The organism is Lentilactobacillus parakefiri, from assembly GCF_002157585.1.
Taxonomy (GTDB): domain Bacteria; phylum Bacillota; class Bacilli; order Lactobacillales; family Lactobacillaceae; genus Lentilactobacillus; species Lentilactobacillus parakefiri.
On record NZ_BDGB01000101.1, the window covers coordinates 1 to 21,027 of the forward strand.

Annotated in this window: 20 protein-coding genes; 14 read left to right on the plus strand and 6 right to left on the minus strand. The window is 43.0% G+C overall.

The annotated features are described in order from the left end of the window. Positions 1-304: integrase core domain-containing protein (locus tag LPKJCM_RS10080; protein ID WP_165758599.1), on the plus strand; the 304-nt coding region annotated here is incomplete at its 5' end. Positions 305-617: 313 nt separating this feature from the next. On the opposite strand, the gene LPKJCM_RS13245 is transcribed toward LPKJCM_RS10080, so the two are convergent. Genes LPKJCM_RS13245 through LPKJCM_RS10090 form a run of 3 tightly spaced genes read right to left on the minus strand, consistent with a single transcriptional unit; the run spans position 618 to position 2,165 of the window. Next, entirely contained in the window at positions 618-764 is a 147-nt protein-coding gene (locus LPKJCM_RS13245; RefSeq protein ID WP_165758600.1) for a hypothetical protein, read from the minus strand. Positions 765-769: 5 nt separating this feature from the next. Beyond that, entirely contained in the window at positions 770-1,216 is a 447-nt protein-coding gene (locus LPKJCM_RS10085) for a GtrA family protein (protein WP_057963328.1), read from the minus strand. A gap of 1 nt (position 1,217) precedes the next feature. Continuing rightward, positions 1,218-2,165, minus strand: a complete 948-nt coding sequence (locus LPKJCM_RS10090) for a glycosyltransferase family 2 protein (RefSeq protein WP_057963329.1) — start codon at positions 2,163-2,165, stop codon at positions 1,218-1,220. Positions 2,166-2,400: 235 nt separating this feature from the next. On the opposite strand from LPKJCM_RS10090, the gene wecB reads away from it, so the two are divergent. Further along, entirely contained in the window at positions 2,401-3,516 is a 1,116-nt protein-coding gene (gene wecB, locus LPKJCM_RS10095; RefSeq protein WP_057963330.1) for a non-hydrolyzing UDP-N-acetylglucosamine 2-epimerase, read from the plus strand. Between the two features lie 17 nt (positions 3,517-3,533). After that, complete coding sequence (locus LPKJCM_RS10100; RefSeq protein WP_057963331.1) at positions 3,534-4,436, plus strand: YihY/virulence factor BrkB family protein; 903 nt, start codon at positions 3,534-3,536, stop codon at positions 4,434-4,436. A gap of 90 nt (positions 4,437-4,526) precedes the next feature. Here LPKJCM_RS10100 and LPKJCM_RS10105 read toward each other — a convergent pair whose 3' ends face one another. Continuing rightward, a complete protein-coding gene (locus LPKJCM_RS10105; protein WP_057963332.1) occupies positions 4,527-4,976 on the minus strand; it encodes a flavodoxin in 450 nt (149 codons plus the stop codon). An 89-nt stretch (positions 4,977-5,065) separates the two neighbouring features. On the opposite strand from LPKJCM_RS10105, the gene recX reads away from it, so the two are divergent. From recX to LPKJCM_RS10145, 8 genes are all read left to right on the plus strand, one after another. Beyond that, positions 5,066-5,863: a recombination regulator RecX gene (gene recX, locus LPKJCM_RS10110; protein ID WP_057963333.1), complete on the plus strand. Its 798-nt coding sequence runs from the start codon at positions 5,066-5,068 to the stop codon at positions 5,861-5,863. Positions 5,864-5,956: 93 nt separating this feature from the next. Continuing rightward, positions 5,957-6,508: a nucleoside tri-diphosphate phosphatase gene (gene ntdP / locus LPKJCM_RS10115; RefSeq protein ID WP_057963334.1), complete on the plus strand. Its 552-nt coding sequence runs from the start codon at positions 5,957-5,959 to the stop codon at positions 6,506-6,508. A 210-nt stretch (positions 6,509-6,718) separates the two neighbouring features. After that, the gene (locus LPKJCM_RS10120; protein ID WP_087069630.1) at positions 6,719-7,828 is read left to right on the plus strand and encodes an AI-2E family transporter; all 1,110 of its coding nucleotides are present in this window, start codon (positions 6,719-6,721) and stop codon (positions 7,826-7,828) included. A 113-nt stretch (positions 7,829-7,941) separates the two neighbouring features. Then, the gene (tagD, locus tag LPKJCM_RS10125; protein ID WP_057824923.1) at positions 7,942-8,352 is read left to right on the plus strand and encodes a glycerol-3-phosphate cytidylyltransferase; all 411 of its coding nucleotides are present in this window, start codon (positions 7,942-7,944) and stop codon (positions 8,350-8,352) included. Positions 8,353-8,523: 171 nt separating this feature from the next. Then, positions 8,524-9,381 carry a hypothetical protein gene (locus LPKJCM_RS10130; protein ID WP_057963335.1) on the plus strand — a complete coding sequence of 286 codons (858 nt, stop codon included), beginning with the start codon at positions 8,524-8,526 and terminating at the stop codon, positions 9,379-9,381. Positions 9,382-9,393: 12 nt separating this feature from the next. Beyond that, the gene (locus LPKJCM_RS10135; RefSeq protein ID WP_057963336.1) at positions 9,394-11,418 is read left to right on the plus strand and encodes a CDP-glycerol glycerophosphotransferase family protein; all 2,025 of its coding nucleotides are present in this window, start codon (positions 9,394-9,396) and stop codon (positions 11,416-11,418) included. Positions 11,419-11,575: 157 nt separating this feature from the next. After that, positions 11,576-13,159 carry a peptide chain release factor 3 gene (locus LPKJCM_RS10140; protein WP_057963337.1) on the plus strand — a complete coding sequence of 528 codons (1,584 nt, stop codon included), beginning with the start codon at positions 11,576-11,578 and terminating at the stop codon, positions 13,157-13,159. A gap of 24 nt (positions 13,160-13,183) precedes the next feature. After that, a complete protein-coding gene (locus tag LPKJCM_RS10145; protein ID WP_057963338.1) occupies positions 13,184-14,611 on the plus strand; it encodes a C69 family dipeptidase in 1,428 nt (475 codons plus the stop codon). 138 nt (positions 14,612-14,749) lie between these two features. Here the strand turns inward: LPKJCM_RS10145 and LPKJCM_RS10150 are convergent, their stop codons facing one another. Together LPKJCM_RS10150 and LPKJCM_RS10155 are read right to left on the minus strand one after the other, a co-directional pair. Further along, complete coding sequence (locus LPKJCM_RS10150) at positions 14,750-15,883, minus strand: MucBP domain-containing protein (protein ID WP_057963339.1); 1,134 nt, start codon at positions 15,881-15,883, stop codon at positions 14,750-14,752. 201 nt (positions 15,884-16,084) lie between these two features. Further along, positions 16,085-18,346 carry an ATP-dependent Clp protease ATP-binding subunit gene (locus tag LPKJCM_RS10155; RefSeq protein ID WP_057963340.1) on the minus strand — a complete coding sequence of 754 codons (2,262 nt, stop codon included), beginning with the start codon at positions 18,344-18,346 and terminating at the stop codon, positions 16,085-16,087. A gap of 149 nt (positions 18,347-18,495) precedes the next feature. Between LPKJCM_RS10155 and ykzS the strand changes: the two genes are divergently transcribed. From ykzS to ptsP, 3 genes are all read left to right on the plus strand, one after another. Next, positions 18,496-18,705 (plus strand): protein YkzS, encoded by a 210-nt coding sequence (gene ykzS, locus LPKJCM_RS10160; protein WP_057963341.1) that lies wholly within the window; start codon positions 18,496-18,498, stop codon positions 18,703-18,705. Positions 18,706-18,839: 134 nt separating this feature from the next. Further along, on the plus strand, positions 18,840-19,106 hold the full coding sequence (locus LPKJCM_RS10165) for a phosphocarrier protein HPr (RefSeq protein ID WP_057963342.1): 267 nt from the start codon (positions 18,840-18,842) through the stop codon (positions 19,104-19,106). Positions 19,107-19,110: 4 nt separating this feature from the next. Further along, a complete protein-coding gene (gene ptsP / locus LPKJCM_RS10170; protein WP_057963343.1) occupies positions 19,111-20,835 on the plus strand; it encodes a phosphoenolpyruvate--protein phosphotransferase in 1,725 nt (574 codons plus the stop codon). Positions 20,836-21,027 lie beyond the last annotated feature (192 nt).

Consider the following 21,027-nt stretch of genomic DNA (forward strand, 5'->3'; position numbering starts at 1 on the left):
ACCATACAAGCAGTTCCTGCACCCTGACCAAGGTTGGCAGTACCGACATCGAACATGGCAGAAGAAGCTCAGAAGCGCTCACATCACACCAAGCATGTCTCGACGAGCAACCTGCTTAGATAACGCTTGTATGGAAAGCTTCTTTAACAAGTTAAAAGTTGAGTTAGGCGACTTATCCAATTACAATTCCGCTGAAGAATTGATAACGGCTGTCAAAAAGTGGATAATCTACTACAATACTGAACGAATTCAAATGAAACTAGGCGGCACATCGCCGATAAAATATCGACTCCGGGCCGCCTAGGAAAGACAAGCAAATATTTACTTTAACTTTGGGGGTACACCTCAAAAATGTCCGCTTTTTTATTCTAATGATAAATAAAAAAACTGTCATCAGTAATAGATAAAAATCTATTACCAACAACAGATATTGTAGAACCGGTTATTCCTGGTTTTGGGAATAACCGGATTATTTGCTTAAATGGCCGGGATCAGCTGATTGCCAAGTAGGCTAGGCAGGCTTTCAGCCGGCCGTCGTTCCACGTTTAATCTAGATACCAGTGGGACGCAAACGAGACTGAGACATAATTATGTCCCAGCCTCGTCAGCTGGCTTGATTACATTAAATATTTGGCAATTACCGCCAGAATGACAACCATTGCTGCGGCGATTGCCAGCAGCTTGAAGCCATCTGCCTTGGTGTAATAGCCGTCTGGAAACTCTTGGCGTTTTTGCCTAAGGATTTGTCTATTGATTCTTGGCATTTAATTCACCGTCCTTGCTTTGGCTGGCCTTTATTGGTGCTGTTTTTAAACACAGCCCACTTTGACCAGAAATAATTCAAGATAATCACAACAACATTTTCGAATATTTTAACCAAAATTTGGTTTTGATGCATCAAAGAAATCCCAATCCACAATAGAATCCATTCAATGACCAGAGTGGCGACTCGCCCGCCAAAGAACGAACTCATCTCTTTTAGATCGCTCAAAAACGATTTGGAAGGTGAGTGAAAAACATAAGCCTTGTTAGTGATGTATGCAAACAAGACACTGATCACCCAAGCAATAAAGTTATTCACCATGTAATTCATGTTGGTAAAGAGATGTAATCCCGAAAAAATGAGAACGTTGACCGCAGTCGTTAATACGCCCCAAAAAAGATAGGCGATAACCTCTTCATATTTATCATATAGCTTCTTCAATCGATCAATCATATTAACGTTTCTCCGCAATCACAAACTTAGGACGATGCTTGGTTTCCAGATAAATTTTACCGACATACGTTCCCAAAATTCCCAAACTAAATAGTTGAACGCCGCTAAGGAACAGGATAATCGAGACCATGGATGCCCAGCCGTTGACTGATCCGCCAAAGAACATGGCCCGAATTACCACGAAGAACAAACCGATGATTGACAGGAAGAAAGTGAGGATGCCGACAAAGGTTGCTAATTTTAATGGGACGTCGGAAAAGTCAACGATCGCTTCCATCGAATATTCAAACAATTGAAAGATCGACCAGGACGTTTTACCGGCAGCCCGAGGAACCCCTTCATACTCAAGGTACTTGGTTTTGAAACCAACCCAAGAGAACAGTCCCTTACTAAATCGGTTATATTCTGGCAGCTTCAAGATGGCATCAACGTACTCGCGACTCATTAAACGGTAGTCGCGAACGTTTTGTTTCATCTGGACCTTTGACATTTTATTGATAATTTTATAAAAGCTGGCAGAAAGAAAGGCTCTGATTGGGTTTTGTTTCCGGCTGGTCTGCACACAGCCGACAACATCGTAATCCTGCTTGGGGTCTTCTAAAATATCGACCATCTGTAACAGTAATTCGGGGGGATCCTGAAGATCAACATCCATCACAGCCACGTAATCGCCGTGAGCGTTTGATAATCCGGCAGCAAATGCTGACTCTTTACCGAAGTTTCTTGAAAAAGAAATGTAATGGACTTCATCAGGGTGCTGTGAATGAAGCCGGCGCATCACATCCAAAGTTTTGTCTGCAGAGCCATCGTTGATGAATAAATAGTCTGGCTGGTAATGTTCTTCATGAGATGCATTTAACTTATCGAATACTTTTTCTGTTGTGTCGTAGAAAAGTTCAACCGTTGGCTCCTCATTATAACAAGGAACAATTAGACTGATCGTTTTCAAAATATTTCCTCCAGTACGTTTGTTAATGACTTTGCTTTTGCCAATTTTTATTGGTAAGCTGGAATCCGTTTGGAGCAGCAGACCAAATCAGCGGCTGAAGTGGGGATACCACTTCGTTATGTAAAAATGAACATCTAACAGATTATACCATATCATATTTTTTACAAAATTAAGTAGCTGTTAAGTTTCTTGCCATTTTTGATATAATGAGTCACATATAAAGGAGAATTCGTTAATGAAACCAATAAAAGTGATGACCATCTTTGGCACTCGTCCAGAGGCAATCAAGATGGCACCAATTATTTTACTCATGCAGCAGCATTTAGATGACTTTCAACCGATTACGGTCGTTTCTGCCCAACACCGTGAGATGCTCGATCAAGTCCTTGATGTGTTTCACATTACCCCAGACTACGATTTAAATATTATGAAGCAGGGCCAGTCGTTGAGCGACATTACCACCCGGGTGATTACCGAGCTGGATCCGATTATTGAAGAGACCGATCCTGATATCATTTTGGTGCATGGTGATACAACCACAACTTTCTCTGCCAGCATCAGTGCTTTTTATCATCAGATTAAAATTGGGCATGTTGAAGCGGGTCTGCGAACCTGGAACAAGCTTTCACCGTATCCTGAAGAAATGAATCGCCAACTAACCGATGTTTTGGCGGACTTATACTTTGCACCAACCTCATTAAGCAGAGATAATTTACTGAAAGAAAATCATCCGGACCAAGCGATTTTTGTGACCGGTAATACCGCCATCGATGCATTGAAACAGACAGTCACCGAGAACTATCAGCACTCGGTTTTTGATGAACTGAATGAAAACTCGAAAATGATTCTGTTGACGATGCATCGGCGAGAGAATCAGGGTGAGCCGATGCGCCGAACGTTTGAAGCAATTAAGGAAGTTTTGGCCAACCATACAGATGTCGAGGTGGTCTATCCGGTGCATTTGAGCCCGGCTGTTCAAAAAGTTGCTCATGAAGTTTTTGATGGCGTTAAGGCAGTCCATTTGATTGAACCGCTGGATGTGTTGGATTTTCATAACATGTCGGCTCGAAGCTACTTCATCATGACTGATTCCGGTGGCGTACAGGAAGAAGCTCCCTCCCTCAAAAAGCCAGTATTGGTGCTTAGAGATACCACTGAACGTCCAGAGGGGATTTCCGCTGGGACCTTGCGGTTAGTTGGGACTGATCCCAAAGTCGTGAAGGCGGAGATGGAACGCCTGCTTGACGACCCCAAAGAATACCAAAAAATGGCGGAGGCCAAGAACCCTTATGGGGATGGCCACGCTTCAGAACGGATTTTAAAAGCGATAAAAGATCAATTGAGTAAGTAATTTCAGGAAGTCGACGAATGATGAAACGATTATATGAGGCAGTTAAAAATTTTATTGAAATTATTATTAAACGCTATTCATCCGGAGACGTTTCTGATTCGGCTGCGGTTTTAGCGTTCTATACGCTATTGTCTATTTTTCCAATTTTCTTCATTATTGGCAGTATTTTGAACATGTTTCATATTCACTTAACCGAAGTCGAAGTCTACCTCCGGCCGTTATTTCCGGATCGAATCTATGCCATGCTCGAGCCAATCATCAACTCAACTTTGCAAAGTGGCGGTGCCAGTCAACTGTCCGTCGGGTTAATTGTGACTATCTGGTCAGCCAGCCGGGCAATTGCGGCTTTTCAACGCAGTATCAATAAAACATATGGCGTCGCTGTCAACCAAACGGCGATTTCTAACCGACTGATTTCCTTTGTCTGGATGCTGGTCTTAATTCTTGCCGTGGTCGTCTTGATGATGGTTTTTGCCTTTGGCCAGATGTTTTTTCAGTGGCTGACGCCAATCCTGAATGTGCCGCATTGGATACTGAATTTGATTAGTACTGTCAAATGGCCCGGAACCATTGCCATTTCCTGGCTGCTATTAAGCCTGCTGTTTTATTTTGTACCGACTGCCAAGGTCAAATTTCGCTATGTTTGGGTTGGCGCATTAATTGCCACCTTAGGGTTGATGATCCTTGCCCAAGCTTTCACGGTCTACCTGAGATTCTTCTCTCAGAGAATTGATGCTTATAAAACAATCGGAACCTTTATCGTCTTAATGTTCTGGCTGGACTTTTCCGGGGTGATCATGCTATTTGGTGGCGTGGTGAATGCGGCGATTCAAGAAATTCGCCAAGGTAAAATTCAAGAACAGGAAGATGCCATTGAAAATGTTTGGAGAAGGGCCCGCAGAATTCGAAAACATAAGTGAGTATGGACAGATAAACGAATTGAACCAAGAAAAGAGCCAGAACAAAACGATTCCTTTTGTCCTAGCTCGTTAAATGATTCAAACAACAGGTTACTGATTAACTTTGGCAATCAATTCGGCAGTAAAGTGATCCAATTTTTCAATATCCTTTTGGTCGGGTTCCAGATTGATTTTAATGCTCTCAGAGCCCTTGGTAGCACCAGTCTTTTCGAATGCTTCCTCGAATTTGTCAACTGATGTGTTATAAAATTCCTCGTAAAAGACGTCGCCTGATCCAGCAACTCCAAAGACTTTGCCCTTAAGATCGAGATCGCTGAGATCATCATAAAAATCCATTCCTTCTTCAGGCAAAGCCCCTTCATCATAGGTGTAAGGGCAGACAACACAAATATCAACGTCTTCAAAGACAGATGGGTCAGTTTGAGAGATTTCAGTTTCTTCAACCTGGACATCCGCATCTTCCAAGGCTTCGGTAACGATGTCGGCAATATCTTCATTGTTACCAGTAATTGTTGCATAAACGACATGAGCAGTAATCATATTTTTCATCCTCTATCTTAAATTGTTTTCAGTATACCAAATCAAAAAGATAAAGTGAATTTCAACAACGCGGAAAAGAAAGGATTCCTATGGCACAAACGATCACGAAAATTGAAGCCCAGAAACGTAAAGGACGGTTCAACGTCTATGTTGACGGTCAATACGCTTTTCCAATCAGTGAAGAAGTTTTTATCAAATATCGCGTCTTCAAGGGGATGGAAGTCGATGACCAGCTGATTGAAACACTAAAAAATGCCGATAATATTTCCAAGCTGCACAGCCGGGCCCTGAATTATCTGGCCCACAATCTGCGAACGGAGTATGAGGTTCGACAAAAGCTCGCTGAACTGACTGAAGATGAGGATGCCATTGACCAAGTGGTTGCCATCCTGGCTGAGCAGACGCTAATCGATGACCAGCGATACGCTGACAGCTTCGTCCGCACGGTGGTTCGTGAACGGAAAAATGGGCCGGATTGGATTCGCCGTCATTTAAAAGACAAGCACGTTTCCGATGACCAGGTAGAAAATTCACTGAGTCACTATTATCCGGCTGAAGCCGTCATTGAAATTGGCGTTGAAGTCGCTGAAAAGCAATTGAAGCGATACAAACGCGATTCTGCTAAGATGGCTGTCAATAAGACCAAGGAGCTCTTGATGCGCCGAGGTTTTCCTTATGGTGATATTGAAGAGATGATGAATCAGGTCGATACTTCCGCCATGGCCACCCAGGATCAGGCGGTGATTGATCGAGTGGCAGAAAAATATTGGCGGCAGTACAGATTGCTCCAACCTTATGAACGCAATCAAAAGGTGAAGCAGGCCCTGTTTCGTAAAGGCTTTTTAATGGACGACATTACAGTCGCCATGGCGAAACTGACTCAATAAAATAATTTCGAAAATAATGTCCACTCTGATATAATTATAAATGGATTGGGAACAATCGATGCTTTTAGGTTGGTCAGAAAGTGGGTACCATACATGCCACGACTTCAAAAATTACCTGGAGAAGGTCAGTTTATTGCGATTCAAAGTTACAAGCATGATGGAAGCTTGCATCGCGTTTGGCGAGATACAATGGTACTGAAGACGAATGAGAATTCGTTGATTGGCGTTAACAACCACACCTTGGTGACTGAGGATGACGGCCGCCACTGGGTTACCCGCGAACCGGCGTTAGTCTATTTTCATAAGCATTACTGGTTCAACGTGGTGGCAATGATTCGAGATGACGGAATTGCTTATTATTGCAATCTGGCTTCACCTTACGTCTTGGACAAAGAAGCTTTAAAGTATATTGATTATGATTTGGACGTTAAAGTGTTTCCAGACGGTCGGCGCAAATTATTGGACGCAGACGAATATTTAGCTTTTAGTAAACGCTGGAATTATGGCCCGGAGATTGATCACATCTTAAAACGGAACGTTCGCATTCTCGTTGACTGGATTGAAAACGAGAAGGGCCCTTTTTCCAAAGAATTTATCGCCATTTGGTACGAACGTTATCTGGAACTGGCTCGTCAAAATAAATAATTGATTCTTCAGGGATGGGCTGCGGCGAAATGAATGTTTCACTGACAGCCCTTTGTTGTTGCCGTTTTTATGACTATTAAAGAAATTTTCTGATGCCTGAAACCATCAAAAGCGACCTCATCCTCTTTTAGAATGTATGGTACAATTACCGACATAAAGTTACCACGATAAGTTATGACTATTTAAATAATCAAAGTAAGGAGTCATTCGATGTTCGAACGATTAAAAAAATCCCCACTGATGTTTTGGTCACTAGAAATATTGATTGTAGTCGCCATCATCTGGATCTCAACGAAGATTGATTTTGTGTTTTCACCAATTGCAATCTTCTTTTCCACCGTCTTCATTCCGATCCTGTTGGCAGGGATTCTGTTTTATATGCTCAATCCAATCGTCAATTTGTTGACCAAGGTCAGATTTGGCAAGCACCAAATTACCAGAACCTGGGCGACAACACTTGTGTTCTTGCTCTTGCTTGGGTTGGTTGCGTTGGCCGCGACTGTTTTTATTCCCAAAATTTTAAATCAGTTAATCACCTTGGCCAACCAGATTCCTGATGCCGCTAGTCAGGGTCAAAAGCTCGTTGACAAGTTGTTCAAGGATATGAATTCCCAGCAGATGTTGAAGAAGATTGACTTTTCATCGTTGACGGATAAGTTGTCAGCTAATGTCAATAAATATGCCGAAACGATCTTTAACGGGGTTACCAACGGCTTGGGCGGCATTATCTCTGCCGCAGCCAATGCGGTGATTATTGCCGTGACCGTCCCAGTGGTACTGTTTTACATGCTTAAAGACGGTTATCGGTTGGCACCGACGATTAAAAAGTTTTTGCCTGAGCGCCATCGCGAACAGACCATGGATCTGCTGGGTAAGATGAGCCACACGATTTCTAAATATATTTCCGGTCAGATGATCGAATGTTTATTTGTCGGCACCTTCACGGCTATTGGTTATGTGATCATAGGCACGCCGTATGCCTTGTTGTTAGGTGTGATTGCCGGAATTTGTAACATCATTCCTTACCTGGGCCCCTACATTGGGATTGCCCCGGCACTGGTCGTCTCATTCTCACATGGCGGCTTGTGGTCAGTAGTTTATAACATCATTATGGTATTAATCGTCCAACAAATTGATGGTAACCTGGTTTATCCAAACGTGATCGGAAAGTCATTGGAAATTCATCCACTAACGATTATCATTATCTTGCTGGCTGCCGGTAATATCGCCGGTTTGATGGGGATGATTCTTGCTGTGCCCCTGTATGCAGTTGTCAAAGTAGTGGTTGTGCACATGTATAATATTTATCAACTGGAATAACACAAAAACGTTAATAATATTTAATAAACATTGACGTCGTCGGTGATTATGCTACTATTTAAGATGTGTTTATTTTAGTTCACATTCAGAGTAATGATTAAGTAGGAGATTCTATGAAAAAAGTAATTACGTATGGAACGTTTGATTTGCTGCATAAGGGTCACGTTCGTCTGCTCAAACGGGCAAAGGCGTTAGGCGACCACCTGACAGTGTGCTTATCATCTGATGAGTTTAATGCTGAGAAGGGTAAAAAAGCATATACGTCATACGAGGACCGCAAATACATTCTTGAAGCTATCAAATATGTCGATGAAGTGATTCCTGAGACTAATTGGGATCAAAAAATTCACGATGTCCAAGACCGAGACATTGACGTCTTTGTGATGGGTGATGACTGGAAAGGGAAGTTTGACTTCTTAAAGGATTACTGCGAAGTCGTTTATCTTCCAAGAACGGAAGGAATTTCAACCACCAAGATCAAAGAAGATTTAGGTTTAACGGATACCCAGGATTGGAAAGCGTAATACGCAGGGTTCCAGTTGTACTGGGACTTGATCAATCTGGCTGGGAACTTCCCAGCTACAGACATTCCATACCAATACCCACAATCAATGTGTAGCACATAAGATTCAAATGAGGCTGAGGACAAGACTACATGTTTTGTTCCAGCCTCGTTTTTATTCAGGAGGAGAATCATGGGACGAGCAATTTTTTTGGCAACAACGATTCAAGGAATTCGTAAAGCGACTTTTCGAAGGCAATTGTTATCCTTAATGAACAACCAATATCAGGTGGTTGTGTTATTTGCAATGACTGATTTTGATGAAATTTGGCAGGCAAAACGTGAATTCACCAAGATTGATCTGCCAAAAGGAGCCCCTAACGTCCGATTGATTTCACTGGCAGACATTTATGCGGATCATGATGGGGTGAGTTTAAAGGCGACTGATTTCATGGATCCGGATTTATCTGGACTACAGACCTTTAAGTCCCACCTTGGCAAATTGCCGGTTACCAGATATATTGACGCCGATGGTAACATTGTCGCAGAAACTTTATTTAGTGAAGCTGACACCCGGATACATACCCTTTATTTCGATAAAAACAGCCGGATCAGCCAGATTAATAATTACGATGACGCTGACCGATTATTTGGCATTGGCAAATACCTTGATGATGCCCTGGATGAAAGCCTGTTGCTGAATGCCAGGGGGGAGTTAGTCTATCGATTTACCAACTACGTGAAGGACCAAAAGGTGAGTTACAACGTGACACCAAGTTCAACGATCGCTGCCCCACAGGAATTAAGCGAGATTCAAGACGATAAGTCCAATTCAAAGGACGAGATGCTAACAGCCTACGAAGGCCAAGGTAAGTCAACCTTCACTAAGGCATTGTCATACAGCGACTATCACCGTTACGACGATATTAATGCCTTCTATCACCAAGTCTTGTTAAACATGAATATTGAAGACGCCAGAACGTACATTGACATCGACAACATTGTTGACGCGTCCAAGTACCTCCCAGGCAAACGAATCTTTAATTATTAAGGGGAAATTAAATTGCGAGCGATATTATCAGGTGTCCATCAAAAAAAGGGCAAACAAGTCCTTGAATTTGAATTGTTAGACGTTGCGGTGTCATTAGATACGGCCTACGTTTTATTTGTCGAAAAAAATAGCTTAGCCTCAGTGATGAAGCCCATCAGCAAAGTACTTTCCCATAATATTATTCGTGTAAATATTGATGCGCAGGATTTCCATTTTCAATCAGAGGATCAAACCGAGTTTGAATGGCAGATTTTTCTCGTCAACAACAACTTAACAAATAAAAATGTTATTCAAGTCGAAAGTGAGTATTTGAGTGACCGTCATCAGCTTGAATTAACCAGTTATTATCAATTTAACAGCGATGCTCAAGGAATGGCTCTTTTCAACATTCGCACGCGTCAATCTGATGAAGAATTCATGATTAATTCAGTCAACCTGACCGATGAGAACTTGGAAATTACCGGTTACAATAAGATTAACGGTACGTTAATCAAAAATCAGCGGATTATCTTGAAAAATCACACGACTGATGGCACCTTGGAGTACCCGGTGACCAAAAAGCTGTTTGAAGGGATGTTTACAGTTTCGATTCCCTTAACCGATATCCCCAAAAATTCCGTCGGCGAGCTCTTCATTGAATATGATCTAAGTGGCCAAGAAATCAAACAGCGATTGATTATTTCCAAGTCATTGGCAGGCCAATCAACCGATATGCAGCTGCCTGGCAACCGCGAAATTACCCTGGAAAAACGTTATGATAATGGTATTTTAGTTAAGGAATTTGCTGGGGCATCTCTGCTGGAGAAGTTGGGGGCAGCTGGCGGCAAGGCCGGTACCGTCATTGATGTCATTAAAATGATTCAAGATAAATTGAATCTGGTTAGAATGCGCTTCCTGTTCAAGTCGGGGCATTCGCCATATGAAAATACCACCATTATTTTCGAAAGTTTTGGTGGCCGCCAGGTGAGTGATAGTCCATATGCCATTTATAAGGTGTTCAAAACCTTATACCCCGGCATTAATATGATTTGGTCAATTGACCGTTCCCAGAAGAAATTCTGCAAGGATAACCAAATTGCCTATGTGGTTCGCCGAACGAATAAGTGGGTTCGCGTCCTGGAAAAATCGCAATTCTGGATCAGTAATGCCCGCTTCCCAACTTGGGTTAAGAAGCCCAATTATGTCACCTACATCCAGACTTGGCACGGGACGCCCCTCAAGAAGCTGGGCCTGGATATTGAGAACGTTTCGATGCCCGGGACGACGACTGTCAAATACCATAAGAACTTCGTCCGGGAGGCTAACCGTTGGGATGCTTTGGTTTCGCCTAACGACTACTCAACTCAGATTTTCCGTTCGGCATTTGGCTTCAATAATCAGATCTTAAAGATTGGGTATCCTCGAAACGATGAGTTAATCAATACTCGACCTGAGGATATTGATGCGATTAAGGAGCAGTTGGGGATTCCGTTGGACAAAAAGGTCGTAATGTACGCACCAACGTATCGGGATAATCAATTTGCCGAAAAGGGGAAGTATACCTTTGAACTGCCGTTTGACCTGGACGATTTCCGGAAATCATTTGGCGATGACACGGTCTTGATTCTGCGGATGCATTATCTGATTTCCAACGCCTTGGATATTTCCGATTATTCAGACTTCGTGTATGATTACTCGAATTACCCAAACATTAGTGATCTGTATTTGGTATCTGATCTATTGATCACCGATTACTCGTCAGTCTTCTTTGATTATGCCTATTTGAAACGGCCAATTTTGTTCTATCCTTACGATTATCATTTGTACAAAGAAGAATTACGTGGGTTCTATCTCAATTATGAGAAGGATTTACCAGGTAAAATTGCTGAAAACTCCAAGCAGTTGTTAGCGGAGATCAACCATGCTTTGGCACATCCTGATATGTCGGCCAACGAGAAGTTTATGAGCTTTTATAACCGATTCTGTGCGATTAACGATGGCTTGAGTTCATTGAAAGTTGTGAACTACGTCATGCACCAAATTGAAAGTGGCATGTAATCTAAAATTGACTTTTGAGGATGAGACAAAGCAAACGTTTTGTTGGCATCCTCTTTATTTTGGACTGCGTGCCAACGAAATTGAAGCGGGTTCTAGGAGAGTCGACAAAAACGTGTTAAAATTAACTAGTTATTGACTCGTCTGAAAGGAAGTAAACATGAATACCCAACAACTAGAAAAGGAAGACAGTACTCGCCGGACATTTGCGATTATTTCTCACCCCGATGCCGGTAAGACAACGATTACTGAACAACTGCTGTTATTTGGTGGCGTTGTTCGTTCAGCTGGAACGGTTAAGGCCCGAAAGACCGGTAATTTTGCCAAATCCGACTGGATGGAAATCGAACAAAAGCGTGGCATTTCGGTTACCAGTTCCGTCATGCAGTTTGATTACGGTGGTAAACGCATTAATATTTTGGATACCCCGGGTCATGAGGATTTTTCTGAAGATACTTATCGAACCCTGATGGCGGTGGACTCGGCCGTGATGGTTATTGATTCTGCAAAAGGGATCGAACCGCAAACCAAGAAGTTGTTTCAAATCTGTAAAATGCGGGGTATTCCGATTTTTACCTTTATGAACAAACTCGATCGTGATGGCCGGGAACCAATGGACCTGGTGGATGAATTAGAAAATGTGCTGGGCATTGAAGCCTACCCGATGAATTGGCCGATTGGCATGGGCAAGACTCTAACCGGGATTTTTGACCGTTACAATCATCACGTTGAACTTTATAATCACGAAAAAAATAATCAAACCTCAGAAATTGTTGATTTGGATGACAGTAATGATCCGATTGACAATGACAAATTGGCTCAAGATGAACAGTTTGAGGATGCCAAAGACGCCATTGAGCTCTTGGACATGGCCGGCAACCAATTTGATGAAGGTAAAATTGCGACTGGTGATATGACACCGGTATTCTTTGGTTCCGCGCTGGTCAATTTTGGGGTGAAGGCGTTTTTTGACGCCTATCTGAAGTATGCACCCGCTCCCAGTGCGCACAAGACTGAAGAAGGCGATTTGATTGCGCCGAACGATGATACTTTCTCTGGCTTTGTTTTTAAAATTCAAGCTAATATGAACCCGAATCACCGGGATCGAATTGCTTTTGTCCGGGTTTGTTCCGGCGAGTTTGAGAAGGGGATGGACGTGAACCTCTATCGGACGCAAAAGAAGCTTCGGTTATCCAACGTGACCGAATTTATGGCCAATACCAGGGAGAACGTCAAGACGGCCGTCGCCGGTGATATTATCGGTTTGTATGATACCGGTAACTTCCAGATTGGTGACACGATTTATACCGGTAAGCAAAAAGTTGAGTTTGAAAAGTTGCCTCAGTTTACTCCAGAATTGTTTGTGCGGGTTTCTGCTAAGAACGTGATGAAGCAAAAGTCATTCCACAAAGGAATCGACCAACTCGTTCAAGAAGGGGCGGTGCAGCTTTACCAGTCCTATACCACTAACGACTATATCCTGGGAGCTGTTGGTCAGCTGCAGTTTGAAGTTTTTCAATTCAGAATGCAGAATGAATACAATTCGGAAGTCAATATGGATCCAATGGGCCATAAGATTGCCCGCTGGATTGAACCTGATCAACTTGATGAAAAGATGTCATCATCTAGAAACTTATTGGTGAAGGATCGCGTAGGCAATCCGTTGTTCTTGTTTGAGAACGAATTTGCCCTTCGTTGGTTCAAAGATAAGTACCCAGATGTCAAGTTGACCGCCAAACTATAATTCAATTTTGAAAGAAGAGATATCATGGTTTCCAAACATTTGTCAGCATGTACCACAGTTCTGGTTGGTAAAAAAGCCTCGATCGACGGTTCAACGATGATCGCCAGAAATGACGACACATTTCTACCATTGACCCCACAACGCTTCTATGTCGAACCAGCCAATGATCACCAAACCGGTGAGTGGGCGTCAAACCAGAACGGTTTTAAGGCACCCTTACCCAAGAAAGCCTACCGTTACTCACTGACTCCCAACGTCGAGGTTGATAAAGAAGGCGTTTACGCTGAAAGTGGCTTTAACGAAAAGAACGTTGCAATGAGTGCCACTGAAAGTGTCTACGGGAATGAACGGGCATTGGCCTTTGACCCACTGGTAAAAGATGGCTTGGCAGAGGACTCTCTGCAGTCAATGGTTTTACCTTACATCAATTCAGCCAGAGACGGGGTCAAGTACCTTGGTAAGTTGATCAAACAATATGGTTCGCCCGAGGGCAATGGCGTGTTGTTCAGTGATAACAATGAAGTCTGGTACATGGAAATTGTCACCGGCCATCATTGGGTTGCCCAACGAATTCCTGATGATGCCTATGCAATTGCGGCGAATCAAGTGGCCATTCAGCAGGTGAAATTCGATGATCCGGACAACTTCATGTATTCGACTGGTATCCAAGAATTTGTTGAGAAGTATCATTTGAATACGGATCAGCAGGGATTTAACTTCCGTCATATTTTTGGAACGGATAATGAAAAGGACCGTCATTACAACACACCACGAGTTTGGTTTGGCCAAAAATACTTAAATCCAGAGATTAAGCAGTCACCAATTTCCTCCAATCTGCCGTTTATTTGTCATACAGACCATAAAATCAGTGTGGAAGACGTGGAATATATCTTGAGTTCACATTACAACGAAACGCCTTATGATCCATTTAGCAGGGGAAACGAGGATACTAAGACGCTGTTCCGGCCGATTTCAATGAATCGGACGCAAAATTCGCATGTTCTCCAAATTCGCAATGATATTGATAATGATAGCAACGCGATTATGTGGCTCTGCTTCGGTGTGCCGGCATTTTCACCATACGTGCCATTCTTTGCCAATGCGACGGATACCGATGATACTTATGCCAATACTCCGGTGCATTGCGATGATGTCAGCGCCTATTGGATGTACCGCAAGCTGTCAATGTTAGTGGAATCGCATTATTCTGAATTTATTCAAGACGATGTCGATTTCTTAACGGATGTAAAGGAACAATTGCGCCGTCACGTTCAAAACGCGATGGATGAAAGCCAGCCACTGAAAGGTGAAGAGTTAACCAGTTACTTGACTGAGCAAAATCATGAAGTTGTCAAAATGATGAGAATCGCGACCGAACATTTCAATCACCAGTTGATTGAAAAGGGTCTGATACTCTCGAAGTTAACATTTAATATGGATAAAAATCTTTAACACCGGCACAAGCTATCTTTGAGCTTGAGGCAGGTGTATAAAAAAGGCCGATGAACAAATGCGTTCATCGGCCTTTTTTATACACCACAATAAGTGGCTAAAACTAAAGCAGTCCATTTTAACTGTACCCGCTTATGATTAAGAATCGATTCTGACATATTCACTAAAAATAACTGACTGATCGGCTAATTCATACCAGATCAGGCCCTGATCATCGATAATTCGGGCCTTGATTGAAACTCGTTGTCCATCTTCTAATGTTCCTGCACTGGTGCCATATGGCTTATCAAGGACCTCAATTGGTCTCCCAGCCACGAAGTCAACGGTTCCAAACAGCATCACCGGATTTCGGGAAGTCTTGGTAATCGGTGGAACAAGATGGTTGGTCGGTGGGTCACTGGGTTCAAGGTCAACATTTTTAATCCATTCAAAACCGCCAATATTTAACCAGCTTTGATTGTCCGTTGTATCAATGCGGGCAAAAATCTTGGTGATGACATTGGCGGGCAACCCGGTTTGTAGTGCTTGACCATTTGGTTCGTCCAAGACTTCGTGTCGCTTTTTTAAGCGGACATAATACTCAACTTGCTGAACGGTTCGCCACTCGGTTCTACGGTAATAAAAGATAATCCCATGGGTGCGGTCGTCAAAGTCGCCATGAGTGCGGCCAATATCATTGATGACTCGGTAGCCGGGGATATCGACAGCTGAAACGTTATAAGACTCACCAAGTTTGCCGGAGTGGATTGTGACGTGGTGCAGCGTTTCGCCGGTGTCAATGTCCAAGTAATAGGTCAAAACCGGTAATCCCTGTTTGAGGGCGTACCGCAGCGTCACCTCTTGATCGGTATCGGCAAAATAAGCTGAAAAGTTATCAATTGAGACCAGGTAATATTGTTTAAAGCTGGGAAGTTGGAGAGAAAAGCGTTCTCCATCGTGACCAATTAAAATGTCAGGTGTTTTGATTGGATCATCGTTTTCATCGAGATAAAAGAAGGTCACTTGAGACTGGAGTTGGCTGGACTCGTCTACTTGATCCGGTGCCGGGGAAAGGTCATTGACAAGCCCATCCGGTTGTTTTTCAACCTTATCTTGATTAAAGTGGGCGTTCTCCTCGGTCATTTGGGTATGATTTTTCAAATCAGCCTCGCCAGACTGCCAACGCTTTCGTTGGTGATAATCCCGGCGACGGCCACGGCGATTTGATTGGTGACGGGACCGTGGCGACACAAATATATTTAACTGTTGTTTGACCCAATCCATGAACTTCATTGACATATGCTCCGATCTACAATCTTCTAATAAAAATTATAGCATAATCAGTATTCGCACCAACGAATTTAGGCATTATTTTAACGATTCGTCGCAGAAAATAAGCAGGCAGTGCTGCATTTCGAAAATAATGCTGAGAATACAAAAGGGGCAACGATCAAAGTATCAAGCTCTGATCGTTGCCCCTTAGTGAATTAGGTTTTATTTATCTGAATCCTTGCTATCGGGTTTTGCTTTAGCTGAAGATTTAACTTCCGCTGCTGCTTGACTCTTGATAACAATATTGCCTTTGTCATCCACGTCAGCCGTTAATGTAGCAGCATTTTCGTGATCCAGGTAGAAGTCGGCAACTTTGTCTTCGATCTGTTCTTGAATCACTCTTCGAAGTGGCCGAGCACCCATTGCCGGATTGTAACCCAGGTCAACTAATTTAACCTTGGCCTTGTCGGTAACATTGATCTTTAAACCTTGTTGCTTGAGCATTCCGTTGACATCGTCAATCATCAAGGAAACAATCTTCATCAAGTTGTCCTTTGATAATGAGTGGAACTCAACGATATCATCAAAACGGTTCAACAATTCAGGTTTGAAGTAGTCGGTTAACTTATCAATAATTGAATGCGTCTTCCCACTGGCTGCAGCACCGAAACCAACGTTTGCTTCCGCATTACCTTGGCCGGCGTTACTGGTCATGATAATGATGGTATCCTTAAATGACACTGTTCGTCCTTGACTGTCAGTCAAACGACCATCGTCAAGAATCTGCAGGAACATATGAAGAACATCTGGGTGAGCCTTTTCAACCTCATCGAGTAAAATCAATGAGTATGGGTGACGACGAACCTGCTCAGTTAATTGACCAGCTTCTTCGTAACCAACATAGCCAGGGGGTGATCCGATCAGCTTAGCAACTGAATGCGGCTCCATGTATTCAGACATGTCAAACCGGATCATGGAATCCTTTGAACCGAACAGTTCGTAAGCCAGTTGCTTAGCCATTTCAGTCTTACCAACACCAGTCGGCCCAACAAATAGGAATGAGCCAATTGGTCGGCCTGTACCGTTGAAGCCAACCCGGTTACGACGGATGGCTCTGGCAACTTTTTCAACCGCTTCATTTTGACCAATAACATGTTGCTCGAGGTTAGGAGCTAAATTGCGAAGTTGCTGTTGCTCCTTGGTTTGAAGTTCACCAACCGGAATTTCAGTTTTCTCTTCGACAATCTTTTCCATGTCTTGAGCAGTGACCTTTGGGGTTGCTGCTGAGTCGACACTGACATTCTTCTTGGCATTTTCAAGTTTGGTGACTTGATCACGGTAGTAGGCGGCTTTTTCGTAGTCTTCACTCTTTAAGGCAGCCTGCTTTTGCTTTTCAGCACTTTGAACTTTTTCATCGACCGTGTGCGGGTCAACGGCATTGATGGTCAAATTCTTTCGTGAGCCGGCTTCATCAAGTAAGTCGATGGCTTTATCAGGTAGGAATCGATCTTGAATGTATCGATCCGATAACTTAACAGCTGCTTCAATCGCGTCATCGGTGTACTTAACGTGATGGTAATCTTCATAACGCTTTTGGATGCCTTTCAAGATCTTGGTGGATTCTTCGGGACTTGGTTCATCAACCGTTACCGGCTGCAAACGACGAGCCAACGCTGAATCCTTTTCAATATTACGGTATTCCTTTAAAGTAGTGGCACCGATCAACTGGAACTCGCCTCGAGCCAATGCTGGCTTCAAAACGTTTCCAGCGTCCATTCCGCCTTCAGCGTTACCGGCACCAACAATTTCATGAATTTCGTCGATGAACAGGATGATGTCTGGATTATCTTGCACTTCTTTAACTAACTGCTGCATTCTTTGTTCAAATTGACCACGGATTCCGGTCCCCTGAACCAAGGAAACGACATCCAGGCGGATAATCTGCTTATTTTGAAGTTTTGAAGGAACGTTGCCGGAAACAATTTCTTGAGCAAGTCCTTCAACAACGGCAGTTTTACCAACACCGGCTTCCCCGATTAAGACGGGGTTATTCTTTGTCCGACGGTTCAGGATTTCAATTACTCGTTGAATTTCATTGTCACGACCGATGACTGGGTCAACCTTGCCTTCCTTGGCAAGTTGGGTTAAATTAATTCCGTATTGACCAAGCAGGGAATTGCCGCCTGCGCCACCTGTTCGTGGTCGATTAGGGCCACCATTGTTTCCGCCCATTGGTTGGGTTGGTGGCACTTGTTGACCATTAGTTGGATCAACGTTTCCGCCCTGCATTGCACGGAAAATGTCATCTAATCCACCAAAACCAAATGGATCTTGAGCCATATCTTGAGCACCTCCTGTATGACGTTGCTGATTAGATAGGAGTTGATAGCAATTTTGGCAAAGGTTAATGGTTTGCTTTTGCCCATTCACATTCGTGTATAAGTGAATCGTTGCTGGGTTCTTATGGCAATTTTGACATAGCATTAATTGCTTTCCTCCTTTAATATAGAAATAAAAGGACAAGGAGGATCTGTTAATCACTGACCAACTTTGACCTTTGAAATTATTATACAACATGATTATATGTAATCAAGTAATTGAACTTCAATCAACTTGAAAGGAGATGAGGCGTTTTGTCAGAAGAAAATCAAGACTATCAACAACAATTGGAAAAGTTGGAATCCGGTGAGATTGACAAGATCGAAGTTAAGCCGGAATCGTTCATGGCTTTTCAAACGGCATACATGAACTTTGACCATCGAAAGCGGGTCATCGGGTCTGCAACCGAGGGCGGTGTGATTACCTATGTTTATGATAGAGATGACAAGCAAAAAACTTCTTAAAAACCCTGTAAGCGGTTAAGTTTAAACTTGTATTTTCCCCTATATATTGCTATTCTTAATTAAGTAAAGAACAAATTTAAATTTTGAGCAACATCTTCAAAATTTATAATCTTATCAGAGGAGATTGATTAATAATGGAAAAACGTCAATTTAATATCATCGCAGAAACAGGAATTCATGCACGTCCAGCTACCTTGTTGGTTCAAACTGCCAGCAAGTTCAATTCAGATATCACCCTTGAATACCAAGAAAAATTAGTTAACTTGAAGTCAATTATGGGTGTTATGTCACTCGGTGTTGGCCAGAGCGCCGCTGTTACGATTACTGCCGATGGTGATGACGAAAAAGAAGCCATTGATGCAATTAGCGAAACAATGAAAGCAGAAGGACTGACTGAATAATTTCATGAAAGAGTTTAAGGGGATTGCCGCAAGCGATGGCATTGCCATTGCATCTGCATTTCGGTTAACTGAACCTGATTTAAGCTTTAAAAAGCGGAGCATTAATGATGCCTCTGATGAAATTAAGCGGCTTTATGCTGCAATTGATGTCTCAAAAGATGAGCTTTTAACAATTCAACAACGAACACTTGAAGACCTCGGCAGCAATGAAGCTGAGGTCTTTAAAGCTCATGGCGCAATTTTGTCGGATCCAGAACTCCTGAGTCGGGTTAAAGCGACGATTGAAAAAGAAAAGGTCAACGCAGAATATGCGCTTACAAAAGTAACTGACGGTTATATCAAAATCTTTAATTCAATGACGGATAACGAATACATTCGTCAGCGTTCCAGCGATATTCGGGATGTTACCAAACGAGTTTTAAGTCATCTACTGCGGGTTCCACTGGTTGATCCGGCACTTATCCATCACCAGGTCATTATCATTGCCCATGATTTAACACCCAGTGATACGGCTCAATTCGTTCCGAGCTATGTCTTAGGAATCGTCTCTGACATGGGTGGGCGGACTTCTCATTCGGCCATCATGTCACGTTCGCTGGAGATCCCGGCCGTCGTCGGATTCCAGGGACGGCTGGCAGAGATCAAGAACGGTGATACAGTCATTGTTGACGGATCAACTGGCAACGTCATCGTTGATCCGACCGACGCACAAATAGCCGAATACACTCAAAAGCAGGCTGATTATCGCCAGCGCAAGAACAAATTAGCTCATTTTAAGCATCAAGCCACCAGTTCTTCTGATGGCAAACATCCAATGATTGCTGCTAACATTGGGACGTTGGACGATCTTGACGGCGCCGTTGACAATGGCGCCGAGGGGATTGGCTTGTTTAGAACTGAGTTTTTGTATATGGATAATAATCATCTGCCAACTGAAGACGAGCAGTTTGAGGCGTATAAGACCGTTCTTCAAAAGATGGGTGATAAGCCGGTGATCATTCGTACGGCTGATATTGGCGGCGATAAAAGTTTGCCGTATCTGAATCTGCCAAAGGAAGCCAATCCATTTTTAGGATATCGGGCAATTCGAATCGGTCTGGATAAACCGGATATTTTTCGCACGCAGGCACGGGCATTGCTGCGGGCTTCTTCTTTTGGGAATCTGTCAGTCATGTTTCCGATGATTACAACGATTAATGAACTTAAGAAAGCTAAGAATATTTTTAATCAGGAGCGGATCAAGCTCATTAGGGAAAAGGTCCGAGTAAAACCCGTTAGAATTGGCATTATGGTTGAGGTTCCGGCTACAGCTATTCTTGCTGATCAGTTTGCCAATGAGGTTGACTTCATGAGTATTGGAACGAACGATTTAATTCAATATATCATGGCGGCTGACCGTGGCAACAGAATGGTGTCTTATCTCTACCAACCTTACAATCCAGCGGTTCTGCGTCTGATTAAAAACATCATTGATGCCTGCCACGATAATCAGCTTCCCGCCTATATGTGTGGTGAGATGGCTGGCGATCAGATTGCGATTCCAATTCTAGTTGGAATGGGGCTCAACGAATTTTCGATGAGTGCGTCTTCAATTCTTAAATCGCGGGCATTAATTAAACGCCTTAATTCCAGAGAAATGGTGACACTTGCGAATAAGGCCGTAACAATGGCCAGTACCAGCGAGGAAGTCGTCGCCTTTGTCCACCAAGCAACCAACAATATCCAATAGATTTATGAATAACTTAAAGAACAAGCTGTTAGTGGCGTTAAACCGTCTGTTATCGGCTTGTTCCTTTTATTTTTGTGGTTTGCAATACCAGAACCAAACAAATATAATGACAATGATTGTGAGATGATGCGCCCAGAAAGGGGAGTGTCTGATTGCAGGCTTCACGAATGGGGCAAGATTAATCTTTTAATA

Excerpts from the sequence above, each read along its gene's own strand:
- LPKJCM_RS13245 (WP_165758600.1), bottom strand. The coding sequence starts at position 764 with ATGCCAAGAATCAATAGACAAATCCTTAGGCAAAAACGCCAAGAGTTT.
- LPKJCM_RS10085 (WP_057963328.1), bottom strand. The coding sequence starts at position 1,216 with ATGATTGATCGATTGAAGAAGCTATATGATAAATATGAAGAGGTTATC.
- wecB (WP_057963330.1), top strand. The coding sequence starts at position 2,401 with ATGAAACCAATAAAAGTGATGACCATCTTTGGCACTCGTCCAGAGGCA.
- LPKJCM_RS10100 (WP_057963331.1), top strand. The coding sequence starts at position 3,534 with ATGATGAAACGATTATATGAGGCAGTTAAAAATTTTATTGAAATTATT.
- LPKJCM_RS10105 (WP_057963332.1), bottom strand. The coding sequence starts at position 4,976 with ATGATTACTGCTCATGTCGTTTATGCAACAATTACTGGTAACAATGAA.
- recX (WP_057963333.1), top strand. The coding sequence starts at position 5,066 with ATGGCACAAACGATCACGAAAATTGAAGCCCAGAAACGTAAAGGACGG.
- ntdP (WP_057963334.1), top strand. The coding sequence starts at position 5,957 with ATGCCACGACTTCAAAAATTACCTGGAGAAGGTCAGTTTATTGCGATT.
- LPKJCM_RS10120 (WP_087069630.1), top strand. The coding sequence starts at position 6,719 with ATGTTCGAACGATTAAAAAAATCCCCACTGATGTTTTGGTCACTAGAA.
- tagD (WP_057824923.1), top strand. The coding sequence starts at position 7,942 with ATGAAAAAAGTAATTACGTATGGAACGTTTGATTTGCTGCATAAGGGT.
- LPKJCM_RS10130 (WP_057963335.1), top strand. The coding sequence starts at position 8,524 with ATGGGACGAGCAATTTTTTTGGCAACAACGATTCAAGGAATTCGTAAA.
- LPKJCM_RS10140 (WP_057963337.1), top strand. The coding sequence starts at position 11,576 with ATGAATACCCAACAACTAGAAAAGGAAGACAGTACTCGCCGGACATTT.
- LPKJCM_RS10145 (WP_057963338.1), top strand. The coding sequence starts at position 13,184 with ATGGTTTCCAAACATTTGTCAGCATGTACCACAGTTCTGGTTGGTAAA.
- LPKJCM_RS10150 (WP_057963339.1), bottom strand. The coding sequence starts at position 15,883 with ATGAAGTTCATGGATTGGGTCAAACAACAGTTAAATATATTTGTGTCG.
- LPKJCM_RS10155 (WP_057963340.1), bottom strand. The coding sequence starts at position 18,346 with ATGCTATGTCAAAATTGCCATAAGAACCCAGCAACGATTCACTTATAC.
- LPKJCM_RS10165 (WP_057963342.1), top strand. The coding sequence starts at position 18,840 with ATGGAAAAACGTCAATTTAATATCATCGCAGAAACAGGAATTCATGCA.
- ptsP (WP_057963343.1), top strand. The coding sequence starts at position 19,111 with ATGAAAGAGTTTAAGGGGATTGCCGCAAGCGATGGCATTGCCATTGCA.